Source organism: Blautia hydrogenotrophica DSM 10507, assembly GCF_034356035.1.
Classification (GTDB): Bacteria; Bacillota; Clostridia; order Lachnospirales; family Lachnospiraceae; genus Blautia_A; species Blautia_A hydrogenotrophica.
The window spans coordinates 2,404,188-2,429,625 of record NZ_CP136423.1 but is presented as its reverse complement, the minus strand read 5'-3'; the positions used below and the strand labels follow the sequence as shown (position 1 = coordinate 2,429,625).

Here is a 25,438-nt window from a genome sequence, read left to right as displayed (position 1 = left end):
TAAGGATAAAATATAAACAATATATGGAGGGATAGAACACCTATGGAAATGAATATGGGTAAATTCAGCGAAAAACTGGTAGAGCTTTTGGAGTTTGCCAAAAAGAAGAAAAATGTATTGGAATACCAGGAAATTAATGATTTCTTCAAAGATACGCCGCTGGATACCGAGCAGCTTGAGAAAGTCTTTGATTTTTTGGAGGCCAGTGGAATAGATGTTCTGCGCATTTCCGACAGCGATGTGGATGAAGCTCTCCTTCTGGATGAGGATTTGGACAAAATCGCGGAGGAAGAGGATGTGGAGCTGGACAAGATTGATTTGTCCGTACCAGAGGGCGTGAGCATTGAGGACCCAGTCCGCATGTATCTAAAAGAGATTGGAAAAGTAAATCTTTTGACCGCAGAAGAGGAGATTGAATTGGCAAAGCGCATGGAAGAGGGCGATGAAGATGCCAAAAAGCGCCTTGCGGAAGCAAATCTGCGCCTGGTAGTCAGCATTGCCAAACGCTATGTGGGTAGAGGGATGTTGTTCTTAGATCTGATTCAGGAGGGAAACTTAGGTCTAATCAAGGCAGTGGAAAAATTCGACTATCGAAAGGGCTATAAATTCTCCACCTACGCCACATGGTGGATTCGTCAGGCTATCACCAGAGCAATCGCGGACCAGGCTAGAACCATCCGTATTCCGGTGCATATGGTGGAGACCATCAACAAGTTAATCCGAGTGTCCAGACAGCTGCTTCAGGAGTTAGGACGTGAACCAACGCCAGAAGAGATTGCCAAAGAAATGGAGATGTCTGTGGACCGTGTCCGTGAAATTCTGAAGATTTCTCAGGAGCCGGTTTCACTGGAGACACCGATCGGCGAGGAGGAAGACAGCCATCTGGGAGATTTTATACAGGATGACAATGTGCCTGTGCCTGCGGATGCAGCTGCGTTTACCTTGCTGAAGGAACAGTTGGTGGAGGTGCTGAGTACTCTGACAGACAGAGAACAAAAGGTGCTTCGGCTGCGCTTTGGATTGGATGACGGACGTGCCAGAACTTTGGAGGAGGTTGGCAAAGAGTTCAACGTCACTCGTGAACGTATTCGGCAGATTGAGGCAAAGGCGTTGAGAAAGCTGCGTCATCCAAGCCGCAGCCGAAAATTAAAAGATTATCTGGATTAAGGGGAAAGCGATGCAGTTATCAAAGAGACTGGAAGCAATCGCGTCGATGGTCACTCCGGGAAACCGTCTGGTGGATGTGGGATGTGACCATGGATACTTGCCGATCGCACTGGTGAGACGGCAGATTATCCCTAGTGCCATAGCCATGGATGTTCGAAGTGGTCCTCTTGGGAGGGCTAAAGAGAATATTGAAGCATATGGCCTGAATCCATACATAGAGACCAGGCTGTCCGATGGCCTGGAAGCACTTCAGCCCGGTGAAGGAGACACTTTGAGCGTTGCGGGTATGGGTGGCCCTCTTATAGAGAGAATACTGAGTCGGAATGTGGAAGTCAGCGAAAGTTTTCAAGAGCTGATTTTGCAGCCACAGTCAGAGATCGGAAATTTCCGTAGATATTTGGTGGAGTGCGGCTTTACAGTTTCCCAGGAGGATATGGTGTGGGAAGATGGCAAGTTCTATCCCATCATCAAAGCTGTTTTCAAAAAAACTGCGCACAAAGACAGGTATACAGACATAGAATTTTACTACGGAAAGCGGTTGTTGGAGAGCCGCCATCCGGTGCTGTACAGTTACTTGGAAAAGGAACTGGAAAAGGTTCAGCAGATTGCCCGGAGGCTTCAGGCTAGTTCCACGGTGAACGCGAAGAAACGTCTTAGAGAAATATTGAAGGAGAAGCAGCGGATTGAGGCTGCCATGAGAGTTTATGAAGATTTGTGAAGTTACAGGATGGCTAGAGGAGAGGTATCCCTGTGCATATGCGGAAGAATGGGACAATGTGGGGCTCTTGGTGGGAGACGACGAAAGAGAAGTCAGCAAAATCTTTCTAGCTCTGGATTTGACAGAAGAGACGCTAGAACAGGCCATAGATTTTGGCGCGGAGCTCATTGTGACACATCACCCTATGATTTTTTCCGGAGTGAAAAAGATTAATAATCACAGTTTTATTGGAAGAAGAATTTTAAAGTTGGTCAGCAATGGAATTGCTTACTATGCAATGCATACGAACTACGATATTTTGGGAATGGCGAAGCTGAGTGCGGATTATCTGATGTTGCAGGGACAGAAGGTTCTGGCGGTGACGGCAGAACGAGAGGGACGCCAGGAAGGTCTCGGACGTGTGGGCCTTTTGCCCCGAGAGATGACTTTGGGCGAGCTGGCAGGTTTGGTAAAAGAGCGGCTGGAATTGCCTGACGTGAAGGTCTATGGAGAATTGGGGAAAAAAGTCAAAACTGCCGCCGTCTGTACAGGTTCCGGAAAAAGTCTGATTCCGGATGTCCTGAAAGCAAAGGCGCAGGTATATGTGACGGGAGATATCGATCATCACACGGGCATTGATGCAGTTGCGGACGGTCTGTCTATCATTGACGCCGGGCACTATGGAACCGAATACATTTTTGCGAAAGCGATGAAAGAGGAGCTGAGACAGCAGTTTGGCCAGCTAGAAGTAGAACAGGCCAGGACGAAGTTCCCATATACTTGTATCTGAAGACAGCCTGGGCACAGACAGATTGCCTTGGCATCATCTGAGTGAGGACAGGAGGAGAAGATGGAAGGAAAGATGGTACAGGTCACGGTAGGAGATGAGGTCAGAGAATATCCAGATGGAATCTGCTATGTGGATATTGTGAGAGAATATCAAAGAGAGTATCAGGACACGATTATGCTAGTAATGGCCAATGGGAAGCTCAGAGAGTTGCATAAGCATCTGCACAGGGACTGTGAGTTAAAGTTTGTGACAGTGGCGGATGAGGCAGGGCATAAAACCTATAAAAGAAGTGCCAGTATGATCTTGACGAAAGCAGTTTATGACATAGCCGGAAAAGAAAATGTGGACCAGGTGATGCTCCATTTTTCCATAGGAAGCGGATATTACTATACGGTGAAAGGCAGAGTGAAAATTGACGAAGAGTTTCTTGCTCAGGTACGGGAGCGTATGAGAGAGCTTGTGAATGCCAGGATACCTTTTTACAAGCGTAGCGTGCGTACAGACGACGCGGTGGAGATTTTCCGCAGCCAAAGGATGATGGATAAGGTAAGTCTTTTTGAGTTTCGCCGGGTTTCCAGGGTGAACCTCTATAGTCTTGAGGATTACCAGGACTATTACTATGGGTTCATGGCTTATGATACAGGATACATTCCGTATTTTGATCTCGTGCTCTATGATCACGGCTTCGTACTGCAACTTCCGGAACGCAGTGCACCCACGAAGGTACCTCTTTTTGTGGCATCTCCAAAGATCTTTCAGGTTCAGATGGGAACGGAAGAGTGGGGAGATATGTTGGAGATCTCCACGGTCGGTGAACTGAATCAAAGGATTGTGAGAGAGGGAATTGAACATGTAGTTTTGCTCCAGGAGGCTTTGCAGGAGACGAAGTTGTCTGATATTGCGCAGCAAATTATTCAGGCAGGACACAGAAAATTCATCATGATTGCAGGGCCTTCCTCGTCAGGAAAGACGACGTTTTCCCATCGACTGTCTATTCAGCTGGCGGCTCACGGGTTAAGGCCCCATCCGATTGCGGTGGACAATTATTTCGTGAACCGGGAAGACACTCCATTAGATGAGTTTGGAAATAAGAACTATGAATGTCTGGAAGCCATTGATGTGGAAGCGTTTAACCGAGATATGATGGAGCTGCTTCAGGGTAAGAGGGTGGAGCTTCCAGAATTTAACTTTAAAACAGGGCAGAGGGAATACAAAGGAAATTATTTGCAGTTGGGAAAAGAGGATGTGCTGGTGATCGAGGGGATTCATGGCCTGAATGATAAGCTCAGTTACGCACTTCCCAAAGAGAGCAAATTTAAGATTTATATCAGTGCTTTGACTCAGCTCAATGTAGATGAGCACAACCGAATTCCCACCACAGACGGACGTCTGATACGAAGAATCGTCCGGGACGCGAAGACTAGAGGAACATCGGCTAGGGAGACGATTGCCATGTGGCCGTCCGTGAGGCGAGGAGAGGAGCAGAATATTTTTCCGTTTCAAGAAGAGGCGGATGTGATGTTTAACTCCGCACTGATCTATGAGCTGGCGTGCCTGAAAGTATATGCGGAGCCGCTATTGTTTGGGATACCCAAAGACGTGCCGGAGTATCTAGAGGCAAAACGCCTGCTGAAGTTTTTTGATTATTTCATAGGCGTTCCTAGTGAGACGGTTCCGAAGAATTCTATCCTCAGGGAGTTTATCGGTGAGAGCTGCTTCAATGTATGAGAGTGGGAATAGTACTTGTCAACTGAGGGAAATTTGTGTTAGAATAATTTATGGTAAGCAGGACAGGTGATCGCGGCTGGCCAGACGAAAGGGGCCAGGTGAGGAAAGTCCGGGCTTCGCAGGGCAGGATGCCGGATAACGTCCGGTGGAGGTGACTCCCAGACCAGTGCAACAGAAATAAACCGCCGGGCCCGACCCGGTAAGGGTGGAAAGGCAGTGTAAGAGACTACCGCCTGGCTGGTAACAGGCAGGGCACATGTAAACTCCATTCGAAGCAAGACCGAAAAGAAAGCTATGCGGCTGCCCGTCGCGCTTTCAGGTGGGTCGCTGGACTCTGTTGGCAACGGCAGAGCTAGATAGATGATCACCCAACGACATAACCCGGCTTATCGTTCTGCTTACCAGAATAAATAAGAGTTTGTGATGAGAAAATGGGCTTCGTCTGAGTGAAAGACGAGGCTGATTTTCTTTTTTTATGTGAGAGGAGTTTCACCGCGCAGCGGTGTTGCGGTGGCTCGCAAAGTGGGATTGCTTGGTATCATAGGAGACGATGAGGATGAATTTTGCGTGGGTAGTGGCAGCAGTGGTAGGAATCGCTGTGGGAAATATCGTGAAGAGAATCACAGGAAAATATATGAATCTGGGCGGTCGGGGGAGAATATGGCAGACAAAAGCGGATTTTGAACGGACAGTGGGCTCGAAGGTGAGGTATATCAATGGCTTGCTCTATGGCCTGATTGTAGCGGTTCACGGCAGTAATCTAGAAAGTGGCTTCTATTGCCTGATGGCGTCTGCCCTTCTGATTCTGGCTTTTACAGACTGGAACAGCTATCTGATTCCACCGGAAATCAATCTATTCTTATTCTGCCTCGGACTGGTGCATCTGGTATTGGATTGGGGAGAATGGCCTAGTTATCTACTGGGAGCTGCGGGAGTCGGAATACCTCTCTGGATTGTATTTGAGATTTCAAAAGGGAGGAGCCTTGGGGGTGGAGATGTGAAGCTGATGGCAGCGGTGGGCTTGCTCCTGGGCTTTTGGAGGGGCACTTTTACGTTTTTGATAGCCTGCATGGCTGCAGCGTTCATACAGTCGCTGTGTTTGTCTGCTGGGCGGAAAGAGAAGATAATTGCTCTGGGGCCTTATCTCGCTGTAGGGACTCTGTTTATGGCACTGTGGGGAGAGGTTTGTCTGTCTTATTTTAGGAAAATGATGCGATGGGCTTTCTGTGTGAAATTCTTTACACTATAGAATAGAAATGACAGTTGCAGACAACTGTACTCGGTACATGAAGTGTGCTGCCATAGGAGAGCCATGTTGTGAAAGCCCTCCTCATGGCAGTATAAATCTTTAAATTGTCAAAGATCACAGGTAAAGACTGGAGAGTCTTTATCTACAAAACCTGTGACTACCTGACAGTTAAAAGTCTCCTCCAAAAGTTTTGCCAGCAGATCGCGGGCTTCTAGGACGGTTTCTTTGTTCACATCTGTGAAACCGTCGATGGGAAATAGAAGATTTTGAGTTTTTTCTGTGATTTTGCCGATTTCGCTTTGACGCCAAGTCCAGCGGCGTGTGCGTACCTCCTCGCCGGAGACGTAGACGATCTCCCCTAAGTCTGGCGTTTCTGTCTGATCAGAACCGAAAGGAGTGAAGTGGTCGCCTTCTTTGGCGGCCCGGACACATAATGCTTCAGGAACTGTATCCATATCGTGAGCTCCGATAGGAAGATCATACTGTATGGAGACCGCATTTCCTAAGTCCACGACTGTATTGATGTGGGGAAATCCTTTTCCTTTTGCAATTCGAGTGAGTAGTGCTTCGATGGAACACATAAATTTGTTGGGATTGATGCCTAGGGTACGAAATGCTTCCCGGTATGGAAGAATTTCCGGCTGTTCTTTTACCTTTTTACCATTATATTTTTCTTCACATTTCTGAATATTTTCAGCCAGCAGGGCTTCTATTTTGGAAGAAGTTTTGGTATTGTCTACGCCTTTGACTGCTACGACACCAAAACAAGCTTGGGGTAGAGCTTGAAAGAGCTCAGGATAAACTTCAAATTTCATGTCTTTTCCTCCTGTGAACCATATTATTTCTATTAATAATGGTAACATTATACTCCGGTTTTGCTCAAAAGACAAGATCCACTTTAAAGCGATAAAATCTAAAAGTATCTAAAAGTTACAATTCAGGCATCCAATGTTCCACGAAGCGTGTTGTTGTTACGAACTGCAAGTAAGTGAACAGTAACATCCAGAAAATATAAGTTCTACTCAGGAGATCAGATGGGCAATTTTATTGGTGATGAATAAAAATGGTTTTGTGGAGAAAAACCATACGAGGAATAGACACATCATCAGGAGGAAGATTACTTCCGGCAATGTCTGTATTTCACTGAGAAATTCGCTGGTACGATCAATGCTCTGAAACAACAGTCCATGAAAGATGTAAATGGGCATGGTCCTTTGTCCGATATAGGAGCAGGGCAGTTTCTTACCTGAAATCAGCATCATAACAGCAAAAATCAGTGCAAAAGAGATGACATAACACAAAATCCTCGTCAGGATGCCCTCCAAGGGCCGTAGATTCATGATCTTATAAGCGTATCTGCCGTAAAATATCTGGATGGACGAGGTGCAGTAGCACAGAGCGGCCAGTCCAGCCAGAGTAATGGGAAGTCCAATGATCAGAATCGGACGTTGGTACTGGCTGGTACGAAGTTTTTTGACCCATTCGGGTTTAAAATCCATGCCCGCCAGGAAAAATGGGAAGAAATAGACAATTCTGGGAATGCTCAAAAAATTGTCTAAATCCGTCAGGCCGATCAGTAGACCGCCTAGGAAAGCCAAAGGCAGGTGAAACGGAAGTTTCTGAAACCATGGAGCCACGATTCTCCAGGCGAATAGTGCGATTAAGTACCACAGAGTAAATTTAGGATAGGCTAAGTAGAGCTTTGTTTCAGCATGCAGTGCATAAATATACAGTATATAGTAGACGACTTCGTAGACGAAATACGGTATTAATAGGGTTTGAATCAGCTTTTTCAGGGAAGAGGTTTTTTTGGAGAAATAACCGGATATAAAAATGAAAGCCGGCATATGAAAAGAGAAGATAATTCCTTTTAATATGGACAGCATTGGATGATTGCGAAAGCAAGGTTCAATAAAGTGGCCGACGACCACGAGAAAAATTAGAAGGAACCGATAATTATCAAAAAAATAATCTCTTTCTTTTACAGTAGAATTCATCGAGAAAACTCCTTTTTACTTACAGGATTCAGAGGTCTTCTGATATCTTAGTTTTTACAGAGAGAACTCTGACAATGGTATTCTAACATGTTACAAAAAAATTACAAGATAATTTCTGAGATCCAATTGTAAAAAATAGTACGGTATGATACGCTAATATCGGCAATTTTCATAGGATAAGATTACGGGTCAGAGACGATTAAGTATGAACGAAGGAGTGGAACAGATATGGAGACACGAAAGAGTCAAAAAGCATTGGTGATTGTGACAGGGGGACCGGGGACGGGAAAGAGTTATGCAGCTACAAAGATCAAAGAAGCGATTCCAGGACTGACAACGATTTCCTACGACGAGATTAAGGAAAAGGAATTTGACCGTTTTGGGTTTGACAATGAAAAAGAAAAAGAACGGCTGAATTGGTTTAGCCTAGAAGAGTTTTATTTGACATTGAGGTACCATATGTGGCTGGAAGAAGATATTATGATTGAGTATCCGTTTTACCAAAGACATAAAGAACGCCTGGCAGAGCTGATCGAAGATTATGATTATCAGGCAGTCACTGTCTACCTCTATGGGGATTGGAGAGTAATTTATGAAAGAGGCGTGAACCGAGACAGAGGAGAGAATCGGCATTTGGGCCATTTGACGACTTGTTATCATAAGGGTATGACCCAAAAAGATGAGAACTTTGTGCCGGATACTTTTATGACTTATGAAGAATTTCGTAGAGCTTTGGATGTGAAAAATTATGATATTTGTCTGGGTTATCATATTCCGGTGGATATCACGGATTTTTCAAAGGTGGACTATGGGGAAGTGGCGAAGAAAATTTGTGAACAGATTGGAACAAAAAATTATTGACATATGCTAATAAAAAGGGTAAGATAAAAATATAATAAACATATGCCAATAAACAGGAGGGCCAAGATGCCAAGACCGAGTAAAGAAAAACGAGTCTGTAGACTACCGCTGTGCGACCGGTTTCAGGCGGCGTATTGCCGTTGTCCGAACCACAGAATTCAGATGTCCGTGGAAGAGTACGAGACCATACGGTTGATTGACTATATGGGATTGACCCAGGAAGAGTGTGCGGCTGCTATGGACGTGGGAAGGGCGACAGTTCAGACTCTGTATACTGATGCACGTAAAAAGCTCGCGCGTTTTCTGGTAGAGGCTTCTAGCTTGGAGATACAAGGAGGCAACTTTGTGATCGGCCAGAATGGTTCTCGCTGCGGCAGAGAAAAAAGACAGGATGCTAAGAAGGGAGATTATAAGATGAGATTAGCAGTTACCTTTGAAAATGGAGAAATTTTTCAGCACTTTGGACACACAGAACAATTTAAAGTTTACGACGTAGAAGATGGAAAAATCAGCGGTGCTCAAATTGTGGATACCAATGGAAGCGGTCATGGAGCTCTAGCTGGTTTCTTGAAAGATTTAGGAGTAGATGTGTTGATTTGTGGAGGTATTGGCGGTGGAGCTAGGAATGCTCTGGCAGAAGCTGGGATTGAGTTGTTTCCGGGGGCTTGTGGAGATGCCGATGCCCAAGTAGAATCTTATCTTGCAGGAAATTTAAACTATGATCCTGACACAGTCTGCAATCACCATGGACATGGACACGGAGAAGGTAACTGTGAAGATCATGGACAACATGAGTGTGGACATCACTGCGGTGAGTAATTCATAGAATCCCATAATAAAGTGGGCTGCTACCTCGGTTTTGAGGGGCAGCCCACTTTGTGCTTCCCGCGGTATTGCGTGCGCATCCACAGCGGAGCGTTTTCAGTTTTTCCAGCCTCGGTAGCGGTTCAGACAGGAACGAATCTCTTCCATTCTGGGCATAGCTAGATTACCAGGGACCATGGAAGTGCCAAAAAGTCCGTCCAGCCCGTCCTTTTGCAGTAATTTTTCTAACTGTTGGCAGATTTGCGGCACAGTATTGCGTCCATCTGCTAAATTTTCTAGAGTATAGCGCAAAAGCTGAGCAAGGGCAGCAGTCTGTTCCACATCAGCCAGTTGTTCTACATAGCGAAGATCTACGGTCTCACGGTTGATGGAGAAAGCATCCTTTGAGAGCACTTTTAACTTTGCGCGTTCAGGCCCTCGACTGCCATGGCGGCTGTGTCTGTCATTGTGGGGGAGGACAATTCGCTTATCCTTGGGAGCGTGGTAAGGTGGTTTTTCAGTTGGAAGGAGCGGATATTTCTGACACAGTTCTTTTGCAGCTTTTGTGATGTCTATAGGTCGATAGGAATCCATCTGTATCACGGTGTCGGCCTTGTGGAAGAAGGCGCCGGAACTGCCGGCCACAAGGATTGTGGAACAGCCGGAATGTTCATAGATTTCCCGGATTCGTTCCAAAAACGGGGTGATTGGTTCTTTTTCCCTGCGGATTAGGGTCTGCATCATCTTGTCGCGGACCATGAAATTCGTGGCGGAGGTATCTTCGTCGATCAAAAATAGACGACTACCCCCGTAGAGTCCTTCTGCGATATTGGCGGCCTGAGAGGTGCTGCCGCTGGCGTCCAGAGAGGTAAAAGCCCGAGTGTCTTTTTGGTTGGGCAAATCATTGATAAACAGGGAGATGTCCACCTGCTGAATGTGGCGCCCATCTTCTGCTCGGATTTTTAAGGCAGTGGAGTCTGTGATAACGTACTCGCGTCCGTCTCCTTTTCTGTGATTGTAGACCCCCATTTCCAGAGCTTGGAGCAGAGTGGATTTTCCGTGGTAGCCTCCTCCGACAATCAGTGTGATGCCACGAGGGAGCCCCATTCCTGTCAAGGCTCCTTTGTGGGGGAGCTGAAGCTGAATCCTCAAAGACTCAGGAGAGGAAAACGGAATACAGTTCTTCATAGGGAGGTCGCTGACACCGCTTTGCCTGGGCAAGATGGCTCCATCCGCCACAAATGCGGTGAGACCTAAACGTGACAACTCCTGTCGAATGAAGTATTGATCTTCGGCCAGCTCGAAAACTTGAAGAACTGTGTCGGGATTTTGATTTTTGTAGTAGAGAGCGTGAAAAACACAGTCTGGGAGAATAGAAAAAAAGATTTTCTCCAGTTCTGGTGCATTGATCGTTCTTCCATTGGCGGGAAATCCGATTTCAAAACGTACATGAATTCCCTGTCTGTCAATTTTGCAGGCCGTCCGTTCGAGAATTTCCTGTCCGCAATGAGTAATCCTGAGAATTCCGCTCTTTCCAGAACCCTTTGCCTGGAAGCTATGGGGAGACAATTCTTTTTCCATGCGGCGGATGAGATAATCCTGCAGAGCAACTCTTGTGTGTGCAGTCTGATAGTATTCTTCTGGAAAACCAGCCTTGCTGTGAGGGACAAAGACACGGACATTGGAAGGAGAGGCAAAAGGGTCTCCTTGAACGTGCTCGATATGAAAAATGTAACGCTGGAAATCATAGCTGCCTTTCAGTGACTTGTAGGCAGGATAACTCTTTCGGTGTATGGAAGCTAGTTGGCTTCGTAGTTGTGTCGATGTGTTCATATATTTTAAACCTCCTATTTTCATTGATAGTATACCTTGTGTGAGAAAAAAAGGAAAGTCACAGTTTCACGAAATGAACATATTTTTATAACGATTTCATCACATATTTTTTATATACTCAAACGCAAGAAAGGAAAAAAGTACAGCAATCAAGATACAATTAAAGAAAGAGAGAAAGATTAGGAGGAATGAACATGAGTGACGAGCGTTATGAGATTCAGCAGACGAATCAAAATGTATATCAAGCCAACGAGACAGAGGGGGAAAATTTTGAGAGAGAATACGAAAAGGGGGCGCGGAATTCTTCGGAAACAGGCCCTGAGCTGGGAAAACCGAAGAAAGGGAAAAAACCTTATTTAAAAGAAAATCATAAAAGACTGTTAAAAAGAGCGGCTGCTCTGGCGCTGAGTGGAGTGCTGCTCGGAGGTGCGGCAGGGGTATCATTCGTGGCGGTGAACCGGATTGCACAAGATTCCTCAGAGGCCGAGAAAGTTGTTTCAAGTACACCTACGCTTCAGACAGCCGCAGACACTAAAGATGGAAATATAAAAGGACAGTCTTTGGATGTCTCCGACATTGCCAGCGCAACGATGCCTTCTATTGTATCGATTACCAATAAATCAGTGCAGGAAGTTCAAAATTATTTCGATATGTTCGGAATGGGCGGTCAGATGCAGGAACAGGAAGTGGAGAGCGCTGGTTCTGGCATTATTGTAGGGCAAAATGATACGGAGCTTTTGATTGTGACTAATAATCATGTGGTAGAGAATGCGGATACCTTGTCAGTAGCTTTCGTGGACAATGAAGTGTATGAGGCGGCTATCAAAGGAACGGATGCAGATAATGATTTGGCGGTTGTGGCTGTGAAGCTGGAAGAGATCTCTGATGACACAATGTCTGAGATCAAGGCAATTCAGTTGGGTGATTCAGAGAACCTCCAAGTGGGTGAACAGGTGGTCGCCATCGGAAATGCCCTGGGATACGGCCAGTCTGTGACGACAGGGATTGTCAGCGCAGTGGATCGGCAGCTAGATGAAGCTTCCTGTAATTTGATTCAGACGGATGCGGCGATCAATCCTGGAAACAGCGGCGGAGCCCTTTTGAATATGCAGGGACAGCTGGTGGGTATCAATTCGGCGAAACTTGCATCCACTGAGGTGGAGGGCATGGGATATGCCATCCCGGTATCGGTGGCTCAGCCGATTATGGAGGATTTGATGAGCCGTACAACGAGAGAGAAGGTTTCCGAAGATCAGGCATCTTCTATAGGAATCAAAGGTGTGGATGTAGACAGCGAGACGGCAGAGACTTACGGAATGCCTCAGGGTGCTTATGTCGCTGAGGTAAATGAGGGCAGTGCGGCGGAGAAAGCAGGACTGAAAGAAGGCATGATTATCACGAAATTCGACGGTACTAGTGTGAAGTCTATGTCTGATTTGAAAGCCCAGCTTGCCTACTATGCGGCGGGTGAGACGGTGAACCTAACCGTGTCTGTGGCTGATAACGGAGAATATCAGGAGAAAGATTTGCAGATCACTTTGGATGCGGCGGATAAGACTGAGGAGACGAATTCCGAACAGGAAGGTGAAAACAGCTTTCAGGAGAATTTTCAAGGATTCCAAGGCGATGGACTTTGGTGACAGATAAAAATGATAAAAGGAGAAGGGCATTCCCAAAGTCATAGAATGGCTTTGGGGACGCCCTTTACTGTATTCCAATAGGCTTACTTGGCTGTTTCATCGTTGCTGTCTTTGAGCTTTTTGTGGTTGATATCATCCACAAAGCCATTCCAAGCCTTACCTTTTAGATAAACAGCAAGTACGACCAAAGTGATGGAAATTAGAATTCCTAGAATTCCCATGGCACAACCTCCTTTGCAGAAGAAGGAAAATGGTTATTTCCAGCAGTCTGTATTGTCTAGACCAATGTCGGATGCTTTGAACACGGGGTCTTTTCCTGCTTTTTTCTGAGTTTCATAATTTTTCAAAGTTCGGATGACGATGTTGCTCAGTGCCAAAATCGCGAAGATATTAATGATAGCCATAAAGCCCATCAGGATATCAGCTAGGTTCCACACGGTAGAGAAATCGGCCTGTGCACCGAGGAAAATAGCAATCAGACAAGTACAGCGAAATACGTTTAATACGATTTTATTGTCTTTGATGAAACGAATATTGGACTCTGCGTAATAATAATTTCCCACAAGGCTAGAGAAGGCAAAGAAAAAGATCGCCAAGGTGATGAAATGAATTCCAACTTCTCCAATACTGCTCTTTACGGCTTCCTGTACATAAGGAATTCCATCTAGAACACCAGATTCTCCGGGTACCTGGGAGATCAGCAGCATCATGGCTGTGGTGGAGCAGATGACCAAAGTATCGATAAATACTGATAAAGTCTGAACCAGTCCTTGTTTTGCAGGGTGGGAAACCAAAGCTGAGGCGGCTGCATTAGGTGCGGAACCCATACCTGCTTCGTTGGAAAAGAGTCCTCGTTTAATACCTATGACTACAGCGCTGCCCGCGAAACCGCCGGCGATAGCTTTGGGATTCAAGGCTTCACTGAAGATCAGGGCGAACACTCCGGGAAGTTGTGTGATATTGGTGAGAGTAACAAAAAGTCCCAATAAAATGTAACAGGTGGCCATAATCGGCACGATGACAGAGGTGATGAAACCAATTCTGTGAACTCCACCAAAAATGACAAGACCTGTGAGGACAGCTAAAATCAGACCGATGACGGCTGGCCATATGGTGTCATTATAGTTCGCGATGTAGTAAGGCAAAGCGGAAGAAATGTTGTAAGACTGTAGGCCGTTAAATCCGTAAGAGAAACATGCGATAAGAGCGATGGAGAAGAGAATTCCCAATTTTCGACTGTGTAGAGCACGCTCGATATAGTAGGAAGGCCCTCCGCGGAAATCGGCTCCGTCTTTGACTTTGTAAATCTGAGCCAGAGTAGATTCTGCGAAAGCAGAGGAACCGCCGATGACTGCCATAAGCCACATCCAAAAGACTGCTCCCGGTCCTCCAGCGGCAATTGCAGTGGCAATTCCAGCAATGTTGCCGGTGCCGACACGGGACGCGGTCGAGATCATCAAGGCCTGGAAGGAGGATACCTGTTTCGTATCGCTGCCGTCAGAATTCGCTTTTTCTTTTAAGATAGAAAGAACGTCTTTAATTTTACGTACCTGAACAAAACGTGTGCGGATGGAATAGTAAAGTCCGCAGCCAACCAGAAGGAAAATTAAAATGTAGGTGTACATAAAATCGTTCAGCCAGGTCAGAAAGTCTTGAAACATATAAAAGTCTCCTTTCTTTTGTATGGTTTTTATAGAAACCCTCAATGGACAAAAACAGACAAAAGGCAGATCGTGGAAATCCATGATCCACAAGGATGTGTGTCTTTGTCCGCTAAAGGTACCGTACTATCATACAGGAAAAATAGTGATAACACAAACAAAAGTAGTAGAACTTCTTTAAGATCAAAAAAAGTAAGGAGGGGAAAGTGAAAAACTGAATTTTATAAAGTATACACTTATTATAACATATGATAATTAAGAAGCCGACCGCTGATGTGCGGTCGGCTTTGCAGTTTTACTATGTAATATTAAGTGGTCTTCTTTCTTTTGAAAAGGTGTACCTGTTCGTCTGCATTCTCAGTTAGGAGAGTAAGACCGGTCAGTGGCAACAGAATACCGACCAGAGGGGTCAGCCAGTTCACGAATGCGTAAGGGGCGAACACAAACGGTGAAATACCCAGTGATGCATACATGAAAGCTCCGCAGGTAGTCCAAGGGAATAAAGGTGCTGTGACGGTGGCACTTTCCTCCACACAGCGGGAGAGCATCTGGCGTTTCAGGCCATTTTCCGGGTAGACGTCTTTGTACAATTCTCCCGTCAGTACAATGCTCATGTACTGTTCGCCAAGACAGGCACAACCTGCGACTCCCGTAAAGATAGTACAGGCAGGAAGTAACCGGCGAGATGGTAAGCGTGTGATGATTTTTCCGATCAAAACCTTTAAGATTCCGCTCATGGTAATTAGGCCGCCTAGGATGAGAGCTAAAATACCTAAAGAGAAGGTCCACATCATTTCTTGCATACCTCCACGGTTGAGTAGTTCGTCTACGATTTCGACTCCTGTGGAGTATACGTTTCCATTATTTAGCACATCAAAGAAGGAAGAAATATGTGCTCCTTGGTAAATAGCTGCAATAGGATAGGATACGATGATACCAATCAGCAGAGATGGAATTGCGGGGAATTTACAGATACTGAGAATTAATACCACGATTAGCGGAATTAGAACTATTGGTGAGACCGTAAAGGTGCCACTGATTGCGGCTTGAATCTCAGCGATTCCTTCAATGTCCAGCTCTACGTTCGTATATTGAAACCCTATGATGGAATATATGACCAGGCAGATGAGATAGACAGGGACTGCCGTATACATCATTGCGCCGATATGTTTAAATACATCTGTTCCCGCGATAGCCGGAGCCAGGTTTGTAGTATCGGACAAAGGGGACATTTTGTCTCCAAAATATGCTCCTGACAGAATACAACCTGCGATCAATGGCTGAGGGAGGCCCATGGTAGTGCCGATTCCTAAAAGTACGACGCCGACGGTTCCGGCAGTAGTCCAGGAACTTCCTGTACTGATGGAGGTCAGCGAAGTGATAATCAAAGTCGCAGGTAAGAACCAACCAGGGGAAAGAATGTCCAATCCATAGTAAATCAAAGCGGGTAGTGTGCCGCATTGTACCCAAGCACCGATTGCCATACCGATCAGGAAAAAGAAGAAAAGTGCAGGCATAGCCTTTATTGTTCCTTTGACCATACCGTCCAAGATCTCATCCCAGGAATATCCCAGGATTACGCAGGCCACTCCAATGATCGCCACACAGCAGACTAAAAGCACGTGCTCATCCAAACCGAATACCAGGATGCCGGCGATCAATGTTCCGATGATACAGGCAAGTGTGATCAGGGAAAACAAAGCAGATGGGGTACGGTGATTTTTTCGGGGGGGGGGTAGTTTTCATAGCGTTTCCTCCTATGATTCAATTCCTCTGGAATGGAGAAATTAGAACTCCGTTCCAACAACGTCCATCAAAAAAATTTTGGGGAAATTTTTGATATGACATGTAAATAAGTTGCTTGAGATATCATAGTTCGGAATAGCTAGGTGAAATTATTTTATTGTGTGTATGATAGTATTCATTTTACACTTTTTTTACAAAAATTTCAACTATTTTCAGCGTTAAAGTGTAAGAGATATCCCAAGTTCAGACATACAGTGTACGGGAAGCAATAAGCATACTTGTAAGTTTTTGCGAGCAGATGGCTGTATGAGCTGAGTGCTAGGAAAGAAAGTTTTGCATACTTAGTTTTAAATTCGGACACAATACTTTCATAACAATAAACAGGAGGTTTGGAAATGTTTCGTTATTTACCGATACGAAGGGTATACGCAAGACAAGTCCTAGACTCCCGGGGAAATCCTACGGTGGAAGTAGAGGTAACTGTGGGTGAGGGCGTCATTGGAGTGAATGGATATACAGGAAGAGCCATTGTGCCGTCAGGGGCATCCACAGGTAAATTTGAGGCAGTAGAACTCAGAGACGGAGAGAAGGGAAAATACGTAGGTCTAAGTGTAGAGAAGGCTGTAAACAACGTGAACACCAAATTGGCAGAAGCGATTGTGGGAGAAAACGCACTTAGCCAGGAATATATTGATTCTTTGCTATTAGAGACGGACGGGACAGAAAATAAGAGCAATGTCGGTGCAAACGCAATGTTGGGAGTGTCAATGGCGGTAGCACGGGCAGCAGCGCTCGCGTTAAGACTACCTCTGTATCAATATTTGGGCGGAGTGCATGTAAAAAGGATGCCTGTGCCGATGATGAATATTTTAAACGGCGGTGTTCATGCGGACAATACCGTAGACCTCCAAGAATTTATGATTATGCCGGTAGGCGCCTGTGATTTCTCAGAAGGACTCAGAATGTGTGCTGAGATCTATCAATTTTTGAAAATACTGCTGAAAGAGAAGGGGTTGTCTACAGGAGTTGGAGATGAAGGCGGGTTCGCGCCGGATTTATCCAACTCTTCAGATGTTCTGGAACTGATTGTGGAAGCGATAAAGAGAGCTGGATATGAGCCAGGAGAGCAGATTGCGATTGCACTAGATGCCGCCGCCAGTGAACTGTATGACGAAGAGAGGAATGTCTATTACTTCCCGGGAGAGAGTAAGATGAGAGGGGAGGAGGTGCTTAGAGATTGCCAGGAGATGGTAGAATATTACCGGGAACTGACAGAGAAATATCCGATTGTATCCATAGAAGATGGACTTCATGAAGACGACTGGGAGGGTTGGAAACTACTCACCAAAGAGCTGGGAGACCGTGTGCAGCTTGTGGGCGACGATCTCTTTGTCACAAATATTAAACGGCTGCGCTGCGGCATAAAGCTGGGAGTAGCCAACGCGATTTTGATCAAAGTCAATCAAATCGGCACCCTATCGGAAGCTTTAGATGCTGTAGATATGGCACATCGGGCTGGATACCGGGCTGTGATTTCTCACCGTTCCGGAGAGACAGAAGATCCGTTTATTGCAGATCTCGCCGTGGCTACCGGAGCCGGGCAGATTAAGACAGGCGCTCCTTGCAGATCAGACAGAAATGCGAAATACAATCAGCTTTTGCGTATCCATGATTATCTGGGGGAGACCGCAGTGTATGAACATCCATTCTGTAAAGAGACAGACTGTAAGGAATGAAAAACGTAACAGTTCCGTCAGCGCCATTCGTAAAACCGCACTGCATGCTTATCGTGGCTGACACCACTGTTTTACTCTTTAAAGACACTTAGTTCGTACAGATGTCCGCTCGCAAAAACATACAAGTGTGTTTTATGCTTCCCGTACACTGTATGGCTGAAGTGTGATTGAAAAACCATAATATTTGTGTTGAAAACCTGACACCTTTGTGATACAATGAATCACGATTGATTAGGAGGTGTCATCGTGGAAATTCTGAAAATGATTTTGACAGTGATATTTTTTCTTGACTGTATCGTTTTGACAGTTATTGTTTTAATGCAAGAAGGTAAACAGCAGGGACTGGGAGTGATCGCAGGAGCTGCGGACACGTACTGGGGCAGGAATAAGGGCCGTTCCATGGAAGGCGGACTGATAAAGGCGACCAGAATTTTAGGTGCTCTGTTTTTTGTGTTAGCTTTAGTTTTGAACATGAAGTTTTGGTAAGACGCGAAACACTCTTGTATGAAATGCAAGGGTGTTTTTCCTTATTTTGGAATCATATATCGCAGGTTGGATTGAAAATGATCAGTTTCAAAAAAATGAGATTAGGAGTTATCAGTGAAAAGAGAAAAACTGGAAAAAAGAAAAAAAGTAGTGTTGAGTCTGTTGCTGCATCCACAGTATAAGCCTATGAGGGCGAAGGAGATCGCAATGATTTTCGAGCTTCCCAAGGGCAGGAGAAAGGAGCTCTATCCGGTCTTAGATGCCCTTGTGGAAGAGGGGAAGATCGTTACAGACCGCAGAGGCCGCTACGAGGCTGCTGAGAGGGCAAAAAGTAAGAAAAAAGAAAAAGATAAGAAAAATGCATATATAGAAGGGATTTTCGTCGGGCATCCAAAAGGATTTGGGTTCGTGGAAATCGAAGGTCAGGAGGATGTTTACATTTCAGAGGAGGATACCAAACAGGCTGTGCACCAGGACCGCGTTCGGATTCGCTTAAAAGAGAAAGCATCGGGCGGACGGCGTATGCAAGGAGAAGTGGTTAAAATTCTGGAACATACGCTGACAGAAGTGGTGGGAACTTTTGAAAAGAGTAAGAAATACGGTTTTGTAATTCCAGATAATTTGAAGTTCTCAAAAGACATTTTTATTCCTCAGGAGAATACCAACGGTGCACGCCACGGCGATAAAGTTGTAGTGCAGCTTGTTCACTATGGCAGCAAGAAAAAAAGTCCAGAGGGAAAAATAACAGAAATATTGGGAAATATTCGTGAGCCAGGTGTGGACATTCTAGCAGTTGTGAAAAGTCATGGAATTCCCACCGAATTTCCGCCGAAAGTTCAAAAACAGGCCTGGCGTATCCCAGATCACGTGTTAGGTGGAGACTACGCAGGACGACTGGATTTGAGAAGCTGGACGATTGTGACAATTGACGGGGAAGATGCCAAGGATTTGGATGACGGAGTCTCACTTACCTGGGATGAGGAGGGATACCATCTGGGGGTTCACATTGCCGATGTGACCAACTATGTACAGGAGGGAAGTGCTCTGGATGTGGAGGCTCAGAAAAGAGGGACCAGCGTGTATCTGGCAGATCGAGTGATTCCCATGTTGCCGCCTAGACTGTCCAATGGTATCTGTTCTTTGAATCAAGGGCAGGAGCGTTTAGCTCTCAGCTGTTTGATGGATCTTGACAAAAATGGAAAGGTGATTCATCATAGGATTGCTGAGACTGTGATACAGGTAAAGGAACGGATGAACTATTCGGATGTGCGAGACATTTTGGCAGGAGATTCACCTGAACTTTTGGAACGGTATGAGGAACTCGTCCCGATGTTCCAAAAGATGGAGAAACTGTCTGGCTTGATTCGGAAGGAGAGAAAAAGGCGAGGAGCGGTTGATTTTGATTTTCCTGAGAGTAAGATTTTACTCAGCCGTTCTGGACGTCCGATTGACATTGTTCCCCATGAAACCAATACGGCCACAAGGCTGATCGAAGATTTTATGCTTCTGGCCAATGAGACTGTGGCAAAAGAGTTCTGTTGCCGAGAGCTTCCGTTTGTCTACCGCACGCATGACAGACCTGATTCGGAGAAGATGGAGGTACTGTTGACATTGCTGCGGAGTCAAAAAATACCAGTTCAAAAAGCACATGCGGAAGTCACACCTGGAGAAGTGCAGAAAATAATGAAATATATCCAGGGAAGTCCCAAAGAAGCGCAGATTAGCCGTATGATACTGCGCAGTATGAAGCAGGCGCAGTATACGACTCAGTGTAGCGGGCATTTTGGCCTGGCGGCAGAATACTACTGTCATTTTACCTCGCCAATTCGCCGTTACCCGGATCTACAGATACACCGCATTATCAAAGAACATCTGCGGGGGAGATTAAGCCAGGAGAGACAACAGCATTACCGGCGGATTTTAGACGAGGTTGCCAGACAGTCCAGTGTGACAGAACGGCGTGCAGAGGAAGCTGAGCGTGAAGTGGAAAAAATGAAGAAAGCAGAGTATATGTCTTATCACATCGGAGAGATTTATCAGGGGGTCATCAGTGGCGTCACAGGATGGGGATTTTATGTGGAGCTGCCAAACACGGTAGAAGGACTAGTTCATGTCAATTCACTTCGGAGAGATTACTTTGTGTATGATTCACAGAAACAGGAATTGGTCGGCGAACTGACAAAGAAGACTTATGCTCTAGGAGATAGGGTCACGGTGAGGGTGGCAGATGCGGACTGCGTGATGAAAACGGTGGATTTTGTGGTGCAGTCAGACAGAGATGACGAGGATGAAAGTACGAAAGAGCGAGACAGGATATAGAGGAAGATAGGTATGGGAAAAAAAGAAAGTATAAGGTTGATTGCCAACAATAAAAAGGCGTTTCACGATTATTTCATTGACGATACTTATGAGGCAGGTGTGGAGCTGTTTGGCACAGAAGTGAAGTCTCTCAGAAACGGAAAGTGCAGTATCAAGGAAGCGTTTATCCGAATAGAAAAGGGGGAAGTATATGTGTATGGAATGCATGTCAGCCCCTACGAAAAGGGAAATATTTTTAACAAAGATCCTCTGAGAGTAAAGAAACTTTTGCTTCACCGGTATGAAATTCAAAAATTGGAGGGCAAAATTGCGCAGAAAGGCTACACGCTGGTTCCTCTAAAAGTGTATTTCAAGGGGAGCTTGGTGAAAGTGGAAGTGGGACTGGCCAGAGGAAAGAAGCTCTACGACAAGAGACAGGACATTGCAAAGAAAGATCAGAAAAGAGAAGCACAGAGGGAATTTAAAATAAAGAATCTTTAGGAAGCAGACCGAATAAGATGAAACGCACGAGAGGCTGTGAGAAAACGAAATTACGTTTTTTCACAGCCTCTTGCTATTGCAAATGGACCTGGCGGGAATCGAACCCGCGTCCATATCTGGAAATACCTATAAAACAAGGGTTTTTTGTATGAGGTAATCAAAAGGTAATCAAAAAGGTAATCAGACATATGTTCGATTTAAGTTAAAGATAAGAGGAGGAAATCCTGAATATATGACATCGCAAAGGAATTTTGCGGTGATTTTTTGCATTATGGGAGGATTTTCTATGGCTGAACGATATACGAGATATTCAACAGTAAATGATGTGATGAAAGAATTTTTGATCTATGGAGCAGAATTGACGAAAATGGGGTATCCAATACTTCCGATGGTACAAACCGTACCATCTAACACCGTAGATTTTTCCGAAAGCTTATCGAGAAAATTGAAGGGACATAAACGATTGAATGTGAATTTCTTTGTGGACGATGAAAAATTTGAACGTTTGTACTCAGCACCAGATAGATATATAGAACATCTTAAATGTTTTGAATCAATTTGTGGTCTTGATTTTTCCATTGATACACAGATGCCGCTTGTTATGCAGATGTGGAATAAGTACCGAAGCATGGCCTTAGATTGGTATTTAACTTTACAGGGCATTAAAGTTATCCCAAATGTAAATATTGTCCCGTATGAGGGGCGAAAATGGCTTTTAGATGGGATTCCTAAATATAGTACAGTATGTTGCAGTACAAACGGAAGAATAAGGTCTAAAAGAGCTAGAGAAGAATTTTGTGACGGTTTTTATCAGATGTGTAGCAAATTAGAACCAACAAGAATTATAGTTGTGGGGAGGCTGCCAGATGAATTGAGGGATTTAACAAAAGTTATAAATCTTAAAGCAAGAAATCAAAGAATGAATGAAAGATTCGGAAAGGATAAATATGGGGACAAGTAGTGAGAATAATGAGCGATATAAACGAAGAAGGAAAGAGCAAGAAGAAAGATCCGAAAAAACACGTCGTCAGTTAGAGCAAATGATTAAGGATAGAATATTGACAAAATAAATTTTTCGATTTTTGTGCAAATTGACAGCTCAAGTTTATACACTGTGTATACATATAGGCGCTATTGTACAAAATTTGATCTATAAGGTGCTTTTTCTCCTGTAGGTTTTTTGCCCGTTTTTTAATTTCGATATTTTTTATATATCAGGCCGATTCTTGTTCTAAACTGAAACGATAAACAGAACAGCGCATTCTTTACGTACTCCAAAACTTATGCTGAACACGTTAAACGGCTCTAAAATCGTTTGTAACTCGTTTGGACATTATAACCTACCTATGCGATCAAAAAACGGCTAAAAGCCCTTTAAACACTTATAGCATAGCATTGTAATATATGGTTGTCAATGTACATTTTTATGGTCCATGTCGTTTTAATTTGCCTTATATAGCGTTTTTGAAATGTAACGTTGCTTTCCGGTGATTGCGTTTTAAACATCTCAAAATAGGGAATACACGCTTGTAGAACCGTGCCGGCCGGAATTGAACCAGCTAAAAAGCACCAGAGCACAGGAAAAAGGCAGGGGAAAACCTGCCTAAAGTAAACCATATTCACGACACACACTTTCAAGCCATGCTGTATAATGTCGCGTCCATTTTTGAGATGTATTTTTTAACATTTTACCGGATAAATTCATTCTTTTTAGCGATACATCAGAAAATTTTGTTGTTGTATCGCTTATTTTTTCAATTTTTGCCGATATTTTTACGCTGTCATTTATGGCTGTGAATATATCGTCGCGTCTGTCTATATGTAAGGTTAGCTTTTCCTCATCATAAATATTTATGTTATTACCATTCTTTTTTATTTCCATTCTGGAAACCTCCATTTTTTAATTTTATCACATGAACAATCCTGGCGCAATGCCAGGAAAGTCGGTTACTATGAAATTTTTAAATATTTTTTAGACGCAGCTATAACATCATCCGTACAACCACAATCTAATATTTTTCGTGCGAGTGTATTAATGCGGTATTTTGATAGACAACAAAAAGCGCGGATATAATCACATGATGCGCGGCCCGTCCATATATACCACGATAGATCACCGGCCAGGTTTTCAGCAGTCCTGCTGTCTGAAATATGCCACAATGCCATTTTTAAAGCAAAAATTGTATTTTCAATTTTTTCGCGACTCATATTTTCACTTTCTTCCCTTTTCCCTGGGAGCTAGGATATACAAAAGGCACCGGACGGAATCGAACCGCCCGCAATGGCTCCAGCGTGCTTATTTTCCAATAATTTCAAGGTAATGGTTGGCGGTTATGTGGCTAGTCACAAATAAAATCCCCTTGCACACCTGTCACAATAATCATTTTCCCATCGCGTCGTCTATACACAATTCCGCAACCGTGCGAAAAAGAAGACCACACAAGCCATCCAGGAGGCGTGACTTTTTATTTGTTGGCTGGGAAATAGGAAAAGAGTTCTAAGACTTTCATTTTAATAAAAGTTTCGCTGTGATCTTGTCCAGTTCTCGAAAGCTCTTTTCAATTTTCTTCATTGACTTTTCCCGCTTTTTTAAAGCTTTCTGAAGCTTTTGATCTGGTGCAAATTGTAACTTTAACATTGATTTTTACCTTTTCACCCTGTTATAATGGGTTTTCCTTTCTTTTTGATTGGTGCCGCTGGTTTAGCTACTCAGGCCGTTCAGCGGCTTTTTTGTTTGTTCCTCCGCTCTGCATTTTTCCAGGCTTGCGACTAGCTTCGGCTGCATTAGAGGGCCGGACGTGTCCGGCTTAATGTCCGCAGTCAAATTCTGGTGTATCTTCAGCAAGTTTTCTAATATTTTGATTAAGTGTATGTTTTTCATTGTATTTTAAAGTTTCCACTTTTTTCGTTGCGCGGTTAAAAACAGTTGATGAACCGGTAGCAATATCGCTATCAAGTACTTTACAGATTTGAATTGTTCCGTTTACCATTTTCCCAACATATACAGATTTTAACATCTTTCTACCTCCTATTGTTTGGCTTTTAATGATTGTTTTTGTGTTCCTTTGATGATTATATTATAGCATAATTAAGCGCTAATTCAATATGTAATAACTAACAAATTAAACACTAATATTAGGCTGAAAATTGTGCGCTTTTATTAAACGCTAATGCTTGACTATTAAACACTAATATATTATAATATAGGCACAAACAGAAAGGGAGTGAACGAAATGCCAGAAATAAGCAGATTTTACGGAATAGTAATAAAGATGTTCTTCAAGCCAAAAGAACATGAACCAAGTCATATACATGCTTTATATGGCGAGTATGTCGGAATTTTTGACTTGCAGAGCATGGAAATGACAGAGGGAGACTTACCAAAGAAAGCGCAGGAGCTTATAAAGGAATGGCTTTATAAGAATCAAGAAGAACTTTTAAAAATGTGGGAAACTCAAAAATTAAGGAAACTGCCGCCGTTATAAGCGGCTTTTTCCCGTGGGAGGTGGCGAAATGATACCAAGAATAAAGAGCGTAAAACCACATGAAAATTATATTTTATATGTTATTTTTGATGATGGGAAAGAATGCTTGTATAATGTAAAAGAAGATATAGACAGCATAGAACAGTATAAGGATTTGGAAACAATACAAGGACTTTTTGAACAAGCACAGCTTGACGAAAGTCGAACGTGCGTTTTTTGGAATGAATATATTGATCTAGCAAGTGACACAATATATGAATACGGGAAAGAGGTTGAATAATGGCAGATAAGAAGAAAATTGATCCAGAATTAAACCGGGCAAGAGTCAAGGCAACTATGGCAAAAAGAGACAGAATAAATATAATTTTGCCAGAAGGTACAAATGACAGAATAGATGCTTTAGGGTTTAAGCGGTCCGATTTTGCAAAAACGCTAATTTTAACGGAATTAGACAGATTAGAAAAGATGAAAAAATAAACACTAATTTTTTAGATAACTATTGACAATTAAACACTAATATGATATAATAAAGACAGTTTAAGGAAGGGCAAGACCTTAGCAGAAAGAAAGGAGTAAACCAGAATGGAGGAAGTAAGGGAAATGACAGAAAAAGAAATGCAGACAGTTAAAATGTCCACGCTGTACGAATTGAGATTGATTTTTACACAAGGGGAAAAGAAACAGTACAGCACTGAAGAAATTGTAGAACTCTTAGATAAAATAGCGACAGCAAAAGACCAGAAATAAGGTAATCAGGGA

Annotated in this window: 27 protein-coding genes and 1 other RNA gene; 18 read left to right on the top strand and 10 right to left on the bottom strand. The window is 43.9% G+C overall.

Going from position 1 to position 25,438, the window contains the following annotated elements; all coding sequences use genetic code 11:
* The first annotated feature begins 42 nt into the window (after positions 1-42).
* The 6 genes from rpoD (at position 43) to BLHYD_RS11615 (ending at position 5,631) form a co-directional block, all read left to right on the top strand.
* A complete protein-coding gene (gene rpoD / locus BLHYD_RS11640; RefSeq protein ID WP_005951007.1) occupies positions 43-1,167 on the top strand; it encodes an RNA polymerase sigma factor RpoD in 1,125 nt (374 codons plus the stop codon).
* Positions 1,168-1,177: 10 nt separating this feature from the next.
* Positions 1,178-1,885: a tRNA (adenine(22)-N(1))-methyltransferase gene (locus BLHYD_RS11635; RefSeq protein ID WP_005951009.1), complete on the top strand. Its 708-nt coding sequence runs from the start codon at positions 1,178-1,180 to the stop codon at positions 1,883-1,885.
* Positions 1,872-2,654 carry a Nif3-like dinuclear metal center hexameric protein gene (locus BLHYD_RS11630; RefSeq protein ID WP_005951010.1) on the top strand — a complete coding sequence of 261 codons (783 nt, stop codon included), beginning with the start codon at positions 1,872-1,874 and terminating at the stop codon, positions 2,652-2,654. The genes BLHYD_RS11635 and BLHYD_RS11630 overlap by 14 nt, the downstream gene beginning before the upstream one ends.
* Before the next feature lie 60 nt (positions 2,655-2,714).
* A complete protein-coding gene (locus tag BLHYD_RS11625; protein ID WP_005951012.1) occupies positions 2,715-4,382 on the top strand; it encodes a nucleoside kinase in 1,668 nt (555 codons plus the stop codon).
* Positions 4,383-4,436: 54 nt separating this feature from the next.
* An RNA gene (gene rnpB / locus BLHYD_RS11620) (RNase P RNA component class A) lies at positions 4,437-4,787 on the top strand.
* Between the two features lie 151 nt (positions 4,788-4,938).
* Positions 4,939-5,631 carry a prepilin peptidase gene (locus BLHYD_RS11615; RefSeq protein WP_050769916.1) on the top strand — a complete coding sequence of 231 codons (693 nt, stop codon included), beginning with the start codon at positions 4,939-4,941 and terminating at the stop codon, positions 5,629-5,631.
* Positions 5,632-5,738: 107 nt separating this feature from the next.
* Here the strand turns inward: BLHYD_RS11615 and BLHYD_RS11610 are convergent, their stop codons facing one another.
* Both BLHYD_RS11610 and BLHYD_RS11605 read right to left on the bottom strand, forming a co-directional pair.
* On the bottom strand, positions 5,739-6,446 hold the full coding sequence (locus BLHYD_RS11610) for a B3/B4 domain-containing protein (RefSeq protein WP_021844837.1): 708 nt from the start codon (positions 6,444-6,446) through the stop codon (positions 5,739-5,741).
* 207 nt (positions 6,447-6,653) lie between these two features.
* A complete protein-coding gene (locus tag BLHYD_RS11605; protein WP_005951018.1) occupies positions 6,654-7,628 on the bottom strand; it encodes an acyltransferase family protein in 975 nt (324 codons plus the stop codon).
* A 228-nt stretch (positions 7,629-7,856) separates the two neighbouring features.
* Here BLHYD_RS11605 and BLHYD_RS11600 point away from each other — a divergent pair, with 228 nt between their 5' ends.
* Entirely contained in the window at positions 7,857-8,489 is a 633-nt protein-coding gene (locus BLHYD_RS11600; RefSeq protein WP_005951020.1) for an ATP-binding protein, read from the top strand.
* A gap of 66 nt (positions 8,490-8,555) precedes the next feature.
* Positions 8,556-9,308 (top strand): NifB/NifX family molybdenum-iron cluster-binding protein, encoded by a 753-nt coding sequence (locus BLHYD_RS11595; RefSeq protein WP_021844835.1) that lies wholly within the window; start codon positions 8,556-8,558, stop codon positions 9,306-9,308.
* 102 nt (positions 9,309-9,410) lie between these two features.
* On the opposite strand, the gene BLHYD_RS11590 is transcribed toward BLHYD_RS11595, so the two are convergent.
* Complete coding sequence (locus BLHYD_RS11590) at positions 9,411-11,126, bottom strand: ABC-ATPase domain-containing protein (protein ID WP_040350773.1); 1,716 nt, start codon at positions 11,124-11,126, stop codon at positions 9,411-9,413.
* A 194-nt stretch (positions 11,127-11,320) separates the two neighbouring features.
* Between BLHYD_RS11590 and BLHYD_RS11585 the strand changes: the two genes are divergently transcribed.
* Positions 11,321-12,766: a S1C family serine protease gene (locus BLHYD_RS11585; RefSeq protein WP_148391266.1), complete on the top strand. Its 1,446-nt coding sequence runs from the start codon at positions 11,321-11,323 to the stop codon at positions 12,764-12,766.
* Between the two features lie 83 nt (positions 12,767-12,849).
* Here the strand turns inward: BLHYD_RS11585 and BLHYD_RS11580 are convergent, their stop codons facing one another.
* The 3 genes from BLHYD_RS11580 to nhaC all read right to left on the bottom strand — a co-directional run bounded on the left by BLHYD_RS11580 (position 12,850) and on the right by nhaC (position 16,088).
* Positions 12,850-12,987, bottom strand: coding sequence for a hypothetical protein (locus tag BLHYD_RS11580; protein ID WP_021844831.1), 138 nt, complete (start codon positions 12,985-12,987; stop codon positions 12,850-12,852).
* Between the two features lie 33 nt (positions 12,988-13,020).
* Positions 13,021-14,427, bottom strand: coding sequence for an alanine/glycine:cation symporter family protein (locus BLHYD_RS11575; protein ID WP_021844830.1), 1,407 nt, complete (start codon positions 14,425-14,427; stop codon positions 13,021-13,023).
* Between the two features lie 308 nt (positions 14,428-14,735).
* On the bottom strand, positions 14,736-16,088 hold the full coding sequence (nhaC, locus tag BLHYD_RS11570; protein WP_242857631.1) for a Na+/H+ antiporter NhaC: 1,353 nt from the start codon (positions 16,086-16,088) through the stop codon (positions 14,736-14,738).
* A gap of 480 nt (positions 16,089-16,568) precedes the next feature.
* On the opposite strand from nhaC, the gene eno reads away from it, so the two are divergent.
* The 5 genes from eno (at position 16,569) to BLHYD_RS11545 (ending at position 22,155) form a co-directional block, all read left to right on the top strand.
* Positions 16,569-17,909: a phosphopyruvate hydratase gene (gene eno / locus BLHYD_RS11565; RefSeq protein ID WP_005951033.1), complete on the top strand. Its 1,341-nt coding sequence runs from the start codon at positions 16,569-16,571 to the stop codon at positions 17,907-17,909.
* 246 nt (positions 17,910-18,155) lie between these two features.
* Positions 18,156-18,395 carry a preprotein translocase subunit SecG gene (gene secG, locus BLHYD_RS11560; RefSeq protein WP_021844828.1) on the top strand — a complete coding sequence of 80 codons (240 nt, stop codon included), beginning with the start codon at positions 18,156-18,158 and terminating at the stop codon, positions 18,393-18,395.
* A 114-nt stretch (positions 18,396-18,509) separates the two neighbouring features.
* Positions 18,510-20,714, top strand: coding sequence for a ribonuclease R (rnr, locus tag BLHYD_RS11555; protein WP_005951036.1), 2,205 nt, complete (start codon positions 18,510-18,512; stop codon positions 20,712-20,714).
* A gap of 12 nt (positions 20,715-20,726) precedes the next feature.
* Positions 20,727-21,194 (top strand): SsrA-binding protein SmpB, encoded by a 468-nt coding sequence (gene smpB, locus BLHYD_RS11550; RefSeq protein ID WP_005951038.1) that lies wholly within the window; start codon positions 20,727-20,729, stop codon positions 21,192-21,194.
* Positions 21,195-21,480: 286 nt separating this feature from the next.
* Positions 21,481-22,155 carry a DUF4417 domain-containing protein gene (locus BLHYD_RS11545; RefSeq protein WP_172676844.1) on the top strand — a complete coding sequence of 225 codons (675 nt, stop codon included), beginning with the start codon at positions 21,481-21,483 and terminating at the stop codon, positions 22,153-22,155.
* Between the two features lie 642 nt (positions 22,156-22,797).
* Here the strand turns inward: BLHYD_RS11545 and BLHYD_RS11540 are convergent.
* The 4 genes from BLHYD_RS11540 to BLHYD_RS11525 all read right to left on the bottom strand — a co-directional run bounded on the left by BLHYD_RS11540 (position 22,798) and on the right by BLHYD_RS11525 (position 24,211).
* On the bottom strand, positions 22,798-23,076 hold the full coding sequence (locus tag BLHYD_RS11540) for a hypothetical protein (protein WP_040350608.1): 279 nt from the start codon (positions 23,074-23,076) through the stop codon (positions 22,798-22,800).
* A gap of 68 nt (positions 23,077-23,144) precedes the next feature.
* Entirely contained in the window at positions 23,145-23,402 is a 258-nt protein-coding gene (locus BLHYD_RS11535) for a hypothetical protein (RefSeq protein ID WP_148391265.1), read from the bottom strand.
* A 298-nt stretch (positions 23,403-23,700) separates the two neighbouring features.
* The gene (locus BLHYD_RS11530) at positions 23,701-23,832 is read right to left on the bottom strand and encodes a hypothetical protein (protein WP_005948789.1); all 132 of its coding nucleotides are present in this window, start codon (positions 23,830-23,832) and stop codon (positions 23,701-23,703) included.
* A gap of 169 nt (positions 23,833-24,001) precedes the next feature.
* The gene (locus BLHYD_RS11525) at positions 24,002-24,211 is read right to left on the bottom strand and encodes a hypothetical protein (RefSeq protein WP_040350609.1); all 210 of its coding nucleotides are present in this window, start codon (positions 24,209-24,211) and stop codon (positions 24,002-24,004) included.
* Positions 24,212-24,427: 216 nt separating this feature from the next.
* Between BLHYD_RS11525 and BLHYD_RS11520 the strand changes: the two genes are divergently transcribed.
* The 4 genes from BLHYD_RS11520 (at position 24,428) to BLHYD_RS11505 (ending at position 25,426) form a co-directional block, all read left to right on the top strand.
* Positions 24,428-24,679, top strand: coding sequence for a DUF4160 domain-containing protein (locus BLHYD_RS11520; protein ID WP_005948792.1), 252 nt, complete (start codon positions 24,428-24,430; stop codon positions 24,677-24,679).
* 28 nt (positions 24,680-24,707) lie between these two features.
* Positions 24,708-24,959: a DUF2442 domain-containing protein gene (locus BLHYD_RS11515; RefSeq protein ID WP_040350610.1), complete on the top strand. Its 252-nt coding sequence runs from the start codon at positions 24,708-24,710 to the stop codon at positions 24,957-24,959.
* Positions 24,959-25,156, top strand: a complete 198-nt coding sequence (locus BLHYD_RS11510) for a hypothetical protein (RefSeq protein WP_005948796.1) — start codon at positions 24,959-24,961, stop codon at positions 25,154-25,156. Before BLHYD_RS11515 ends, BLHYD_RS11510 begins: the two co-directional genes overlap by 1 nt.
* A gap of 105 nt (positions 25,157-25,261) precedes the next feature.
* A complete protein-coding gene (locus BLHYD_RS11505; RefSeq protein ID WP_005948798.1) occupies positions 25,262-25,426 on the top strand; it encodes a hypothetical protein in 165 nt (54 codons plus the stop codon).
* The last annotated feature ends 12 nt before the right edge of the window (positions 25,427-25,438 follow it).

Coding starts and splice junctions, on each gene's coding strand:
- BLHYD_RS11540 (WP_040350608.1), bottom strand. CDS start 23,076: ATGGAAATAAAAAAGAATGGTAATAACATAAATATTTATGATGAGGAA.
- BLHYD_RS11520 (WP_005948792.1), top strand. CDS start 24,428: ATGCCAGAAATAAGCAGATTTTACGGAATAGTAATAAAGATGTTCTTC.
- BLHYD_RS11600 (WP_005951020.1), top strand. CDS start 7,857: ATGGAGACACGAAAGAGTCAAAAAGCATTGGTGATTGTGACAGGGGGA.
- BLHYD_RS11615 (WP_050769916.1), top strand. CDS start 4,939: ATGAATTTTGCGTGGGTAGTGGCAGCAGTGGTAGGAATCGCTGTGGGA.
- BLHYD_RS11545 (WP_172676844.1), top strand. CDS start 21,481: ATGGCTGAACGATATACGAGATATTCAACAGTAAATGATGTGATGAAA.
- eno (WP_005951033.1), top strand. CDS start 16,569: ATGTTTCGTTATTTACCGATACGAAGGGTATACGCAAGACAAGTCCTA.
- BLHYD_RS11535 (WP_148391265.1), bottom strand. CDS start 23,402: ATGAGTCGCGAAAAAATTGAAAATACAATTTTTGCTTTAAAAATGGCA.
- BLHYD_RS11575 (WP_021844830.1), bottom strand. CDS start 14,427: ATGTTTCAAGACTTTCTGACCTGGCTGAACGATTTTATGTACACCTAC.
- BLHYD_RS11635 (WP_005951009.1), top strand. CDS start 1,178: ATGCAGTTATCAAAGAGACTGGAAGCAATCGCGTCGATGGTCACTCCG.
- BLHYD_RS11510 (WP_005948796.1), top strand. CDS start 24,959: ATGGCAGATAAGAAGAAAATTGATCCAGAATTAAACCGGGCAAGAGTC.
- BLHYD_RS11625 (WP_005951012.1), top strand. CDS start 2,715: ATGGAAGGAAAGATGGTACAGGTCACGGTAGGAGATGAGGTCAGAGAA.
- BLHYD_RS11610 (WP_021844837.1), bottom strand. CDS start 6,446: ATGAAATTTGAAGTTTATCCTGAGCTCTTTCAAGCTCTACCCCAAGCT.
- BLHYD_RS11530 (WP_005948789.1), bottom strand. CDS start 23,832: ATGTTAAAGTTACAATTTGCACCAGATCAAAAGCTTCAGAAAGCTTTA.
- BLHYD_RS11630 (WP_005951010.1), top strand. CDS start 1,872: ATGAAGATTTGTGAAGTTACAGGATGGCTAGAGGAGAGGTATCCCTGT.
- smpB (WP_005951038.1), top strand. CDS start 20,727: ATGGGAAAAAAAGAAAGTATAAGGTTGATTGCCAACAATAAAAAGGCG.
- rpoD (WP_005951007.1), top strand. CDS start 43: ATGGAAATGAATATGGGTAAATTCAGCGAAAAACTGGTAGAGCTTTTG.
- BLHYD_RS11580 (WP_021844831.1), bottom strand. CDS start 12,987: ATGGGAATTCTAGGAATTCTAATTTCCATCACTTTGGTCGTACTTGCT.
- BLHYD_RS11525 (WP_040350609.1), bottom strand. CDS start 24,211: ATGTTAAAATCTGTATATGTTGGGAAAATGGTAAACGGAACAATTCAA.
- BLHYD_RS11595 (WP_021844835.1), top strand. CDS start 8,556: ATGCCAAGACCGAGTAAAGAAAAACGAGTCTGTAGACTACCGCTGTGC.
- BLHYD_RS11505 (WP_005948798.1), top strand. CDS start 25,262: ATGGAGGAAGTAAGGGAAATGACAGAAAAAGAAATGCAGACAGTTAAA.
- BLHYD_RS11590 (WP_040350773.1), bottom strand. CDS start 11,126: ATGAACACATCGACACAACTACGAAGCCAACTAGCTTCCATACACCGA.
- BLHYD_RS11585 (WP_148391266.1), top strand. CDS start 11,321: ATGAGTGACGAGCGTTATGAGATTCAGCAGACGAATCAAAATGTATAT.
- BLHYD_RS11515 (WP_040350610.1), top strand. CDS start 24,708: ATGATACCAAGAATAAAGAGCGTAAAACCACATGAAAATTATATTTTA.
- BLHYD_RS11605 (WP_005951018.1), bottom strand. CDS start 7,628: ATGAATTCTACTGTAAAAGAAAGAGATTATTTTTTTGATAATTATCGG.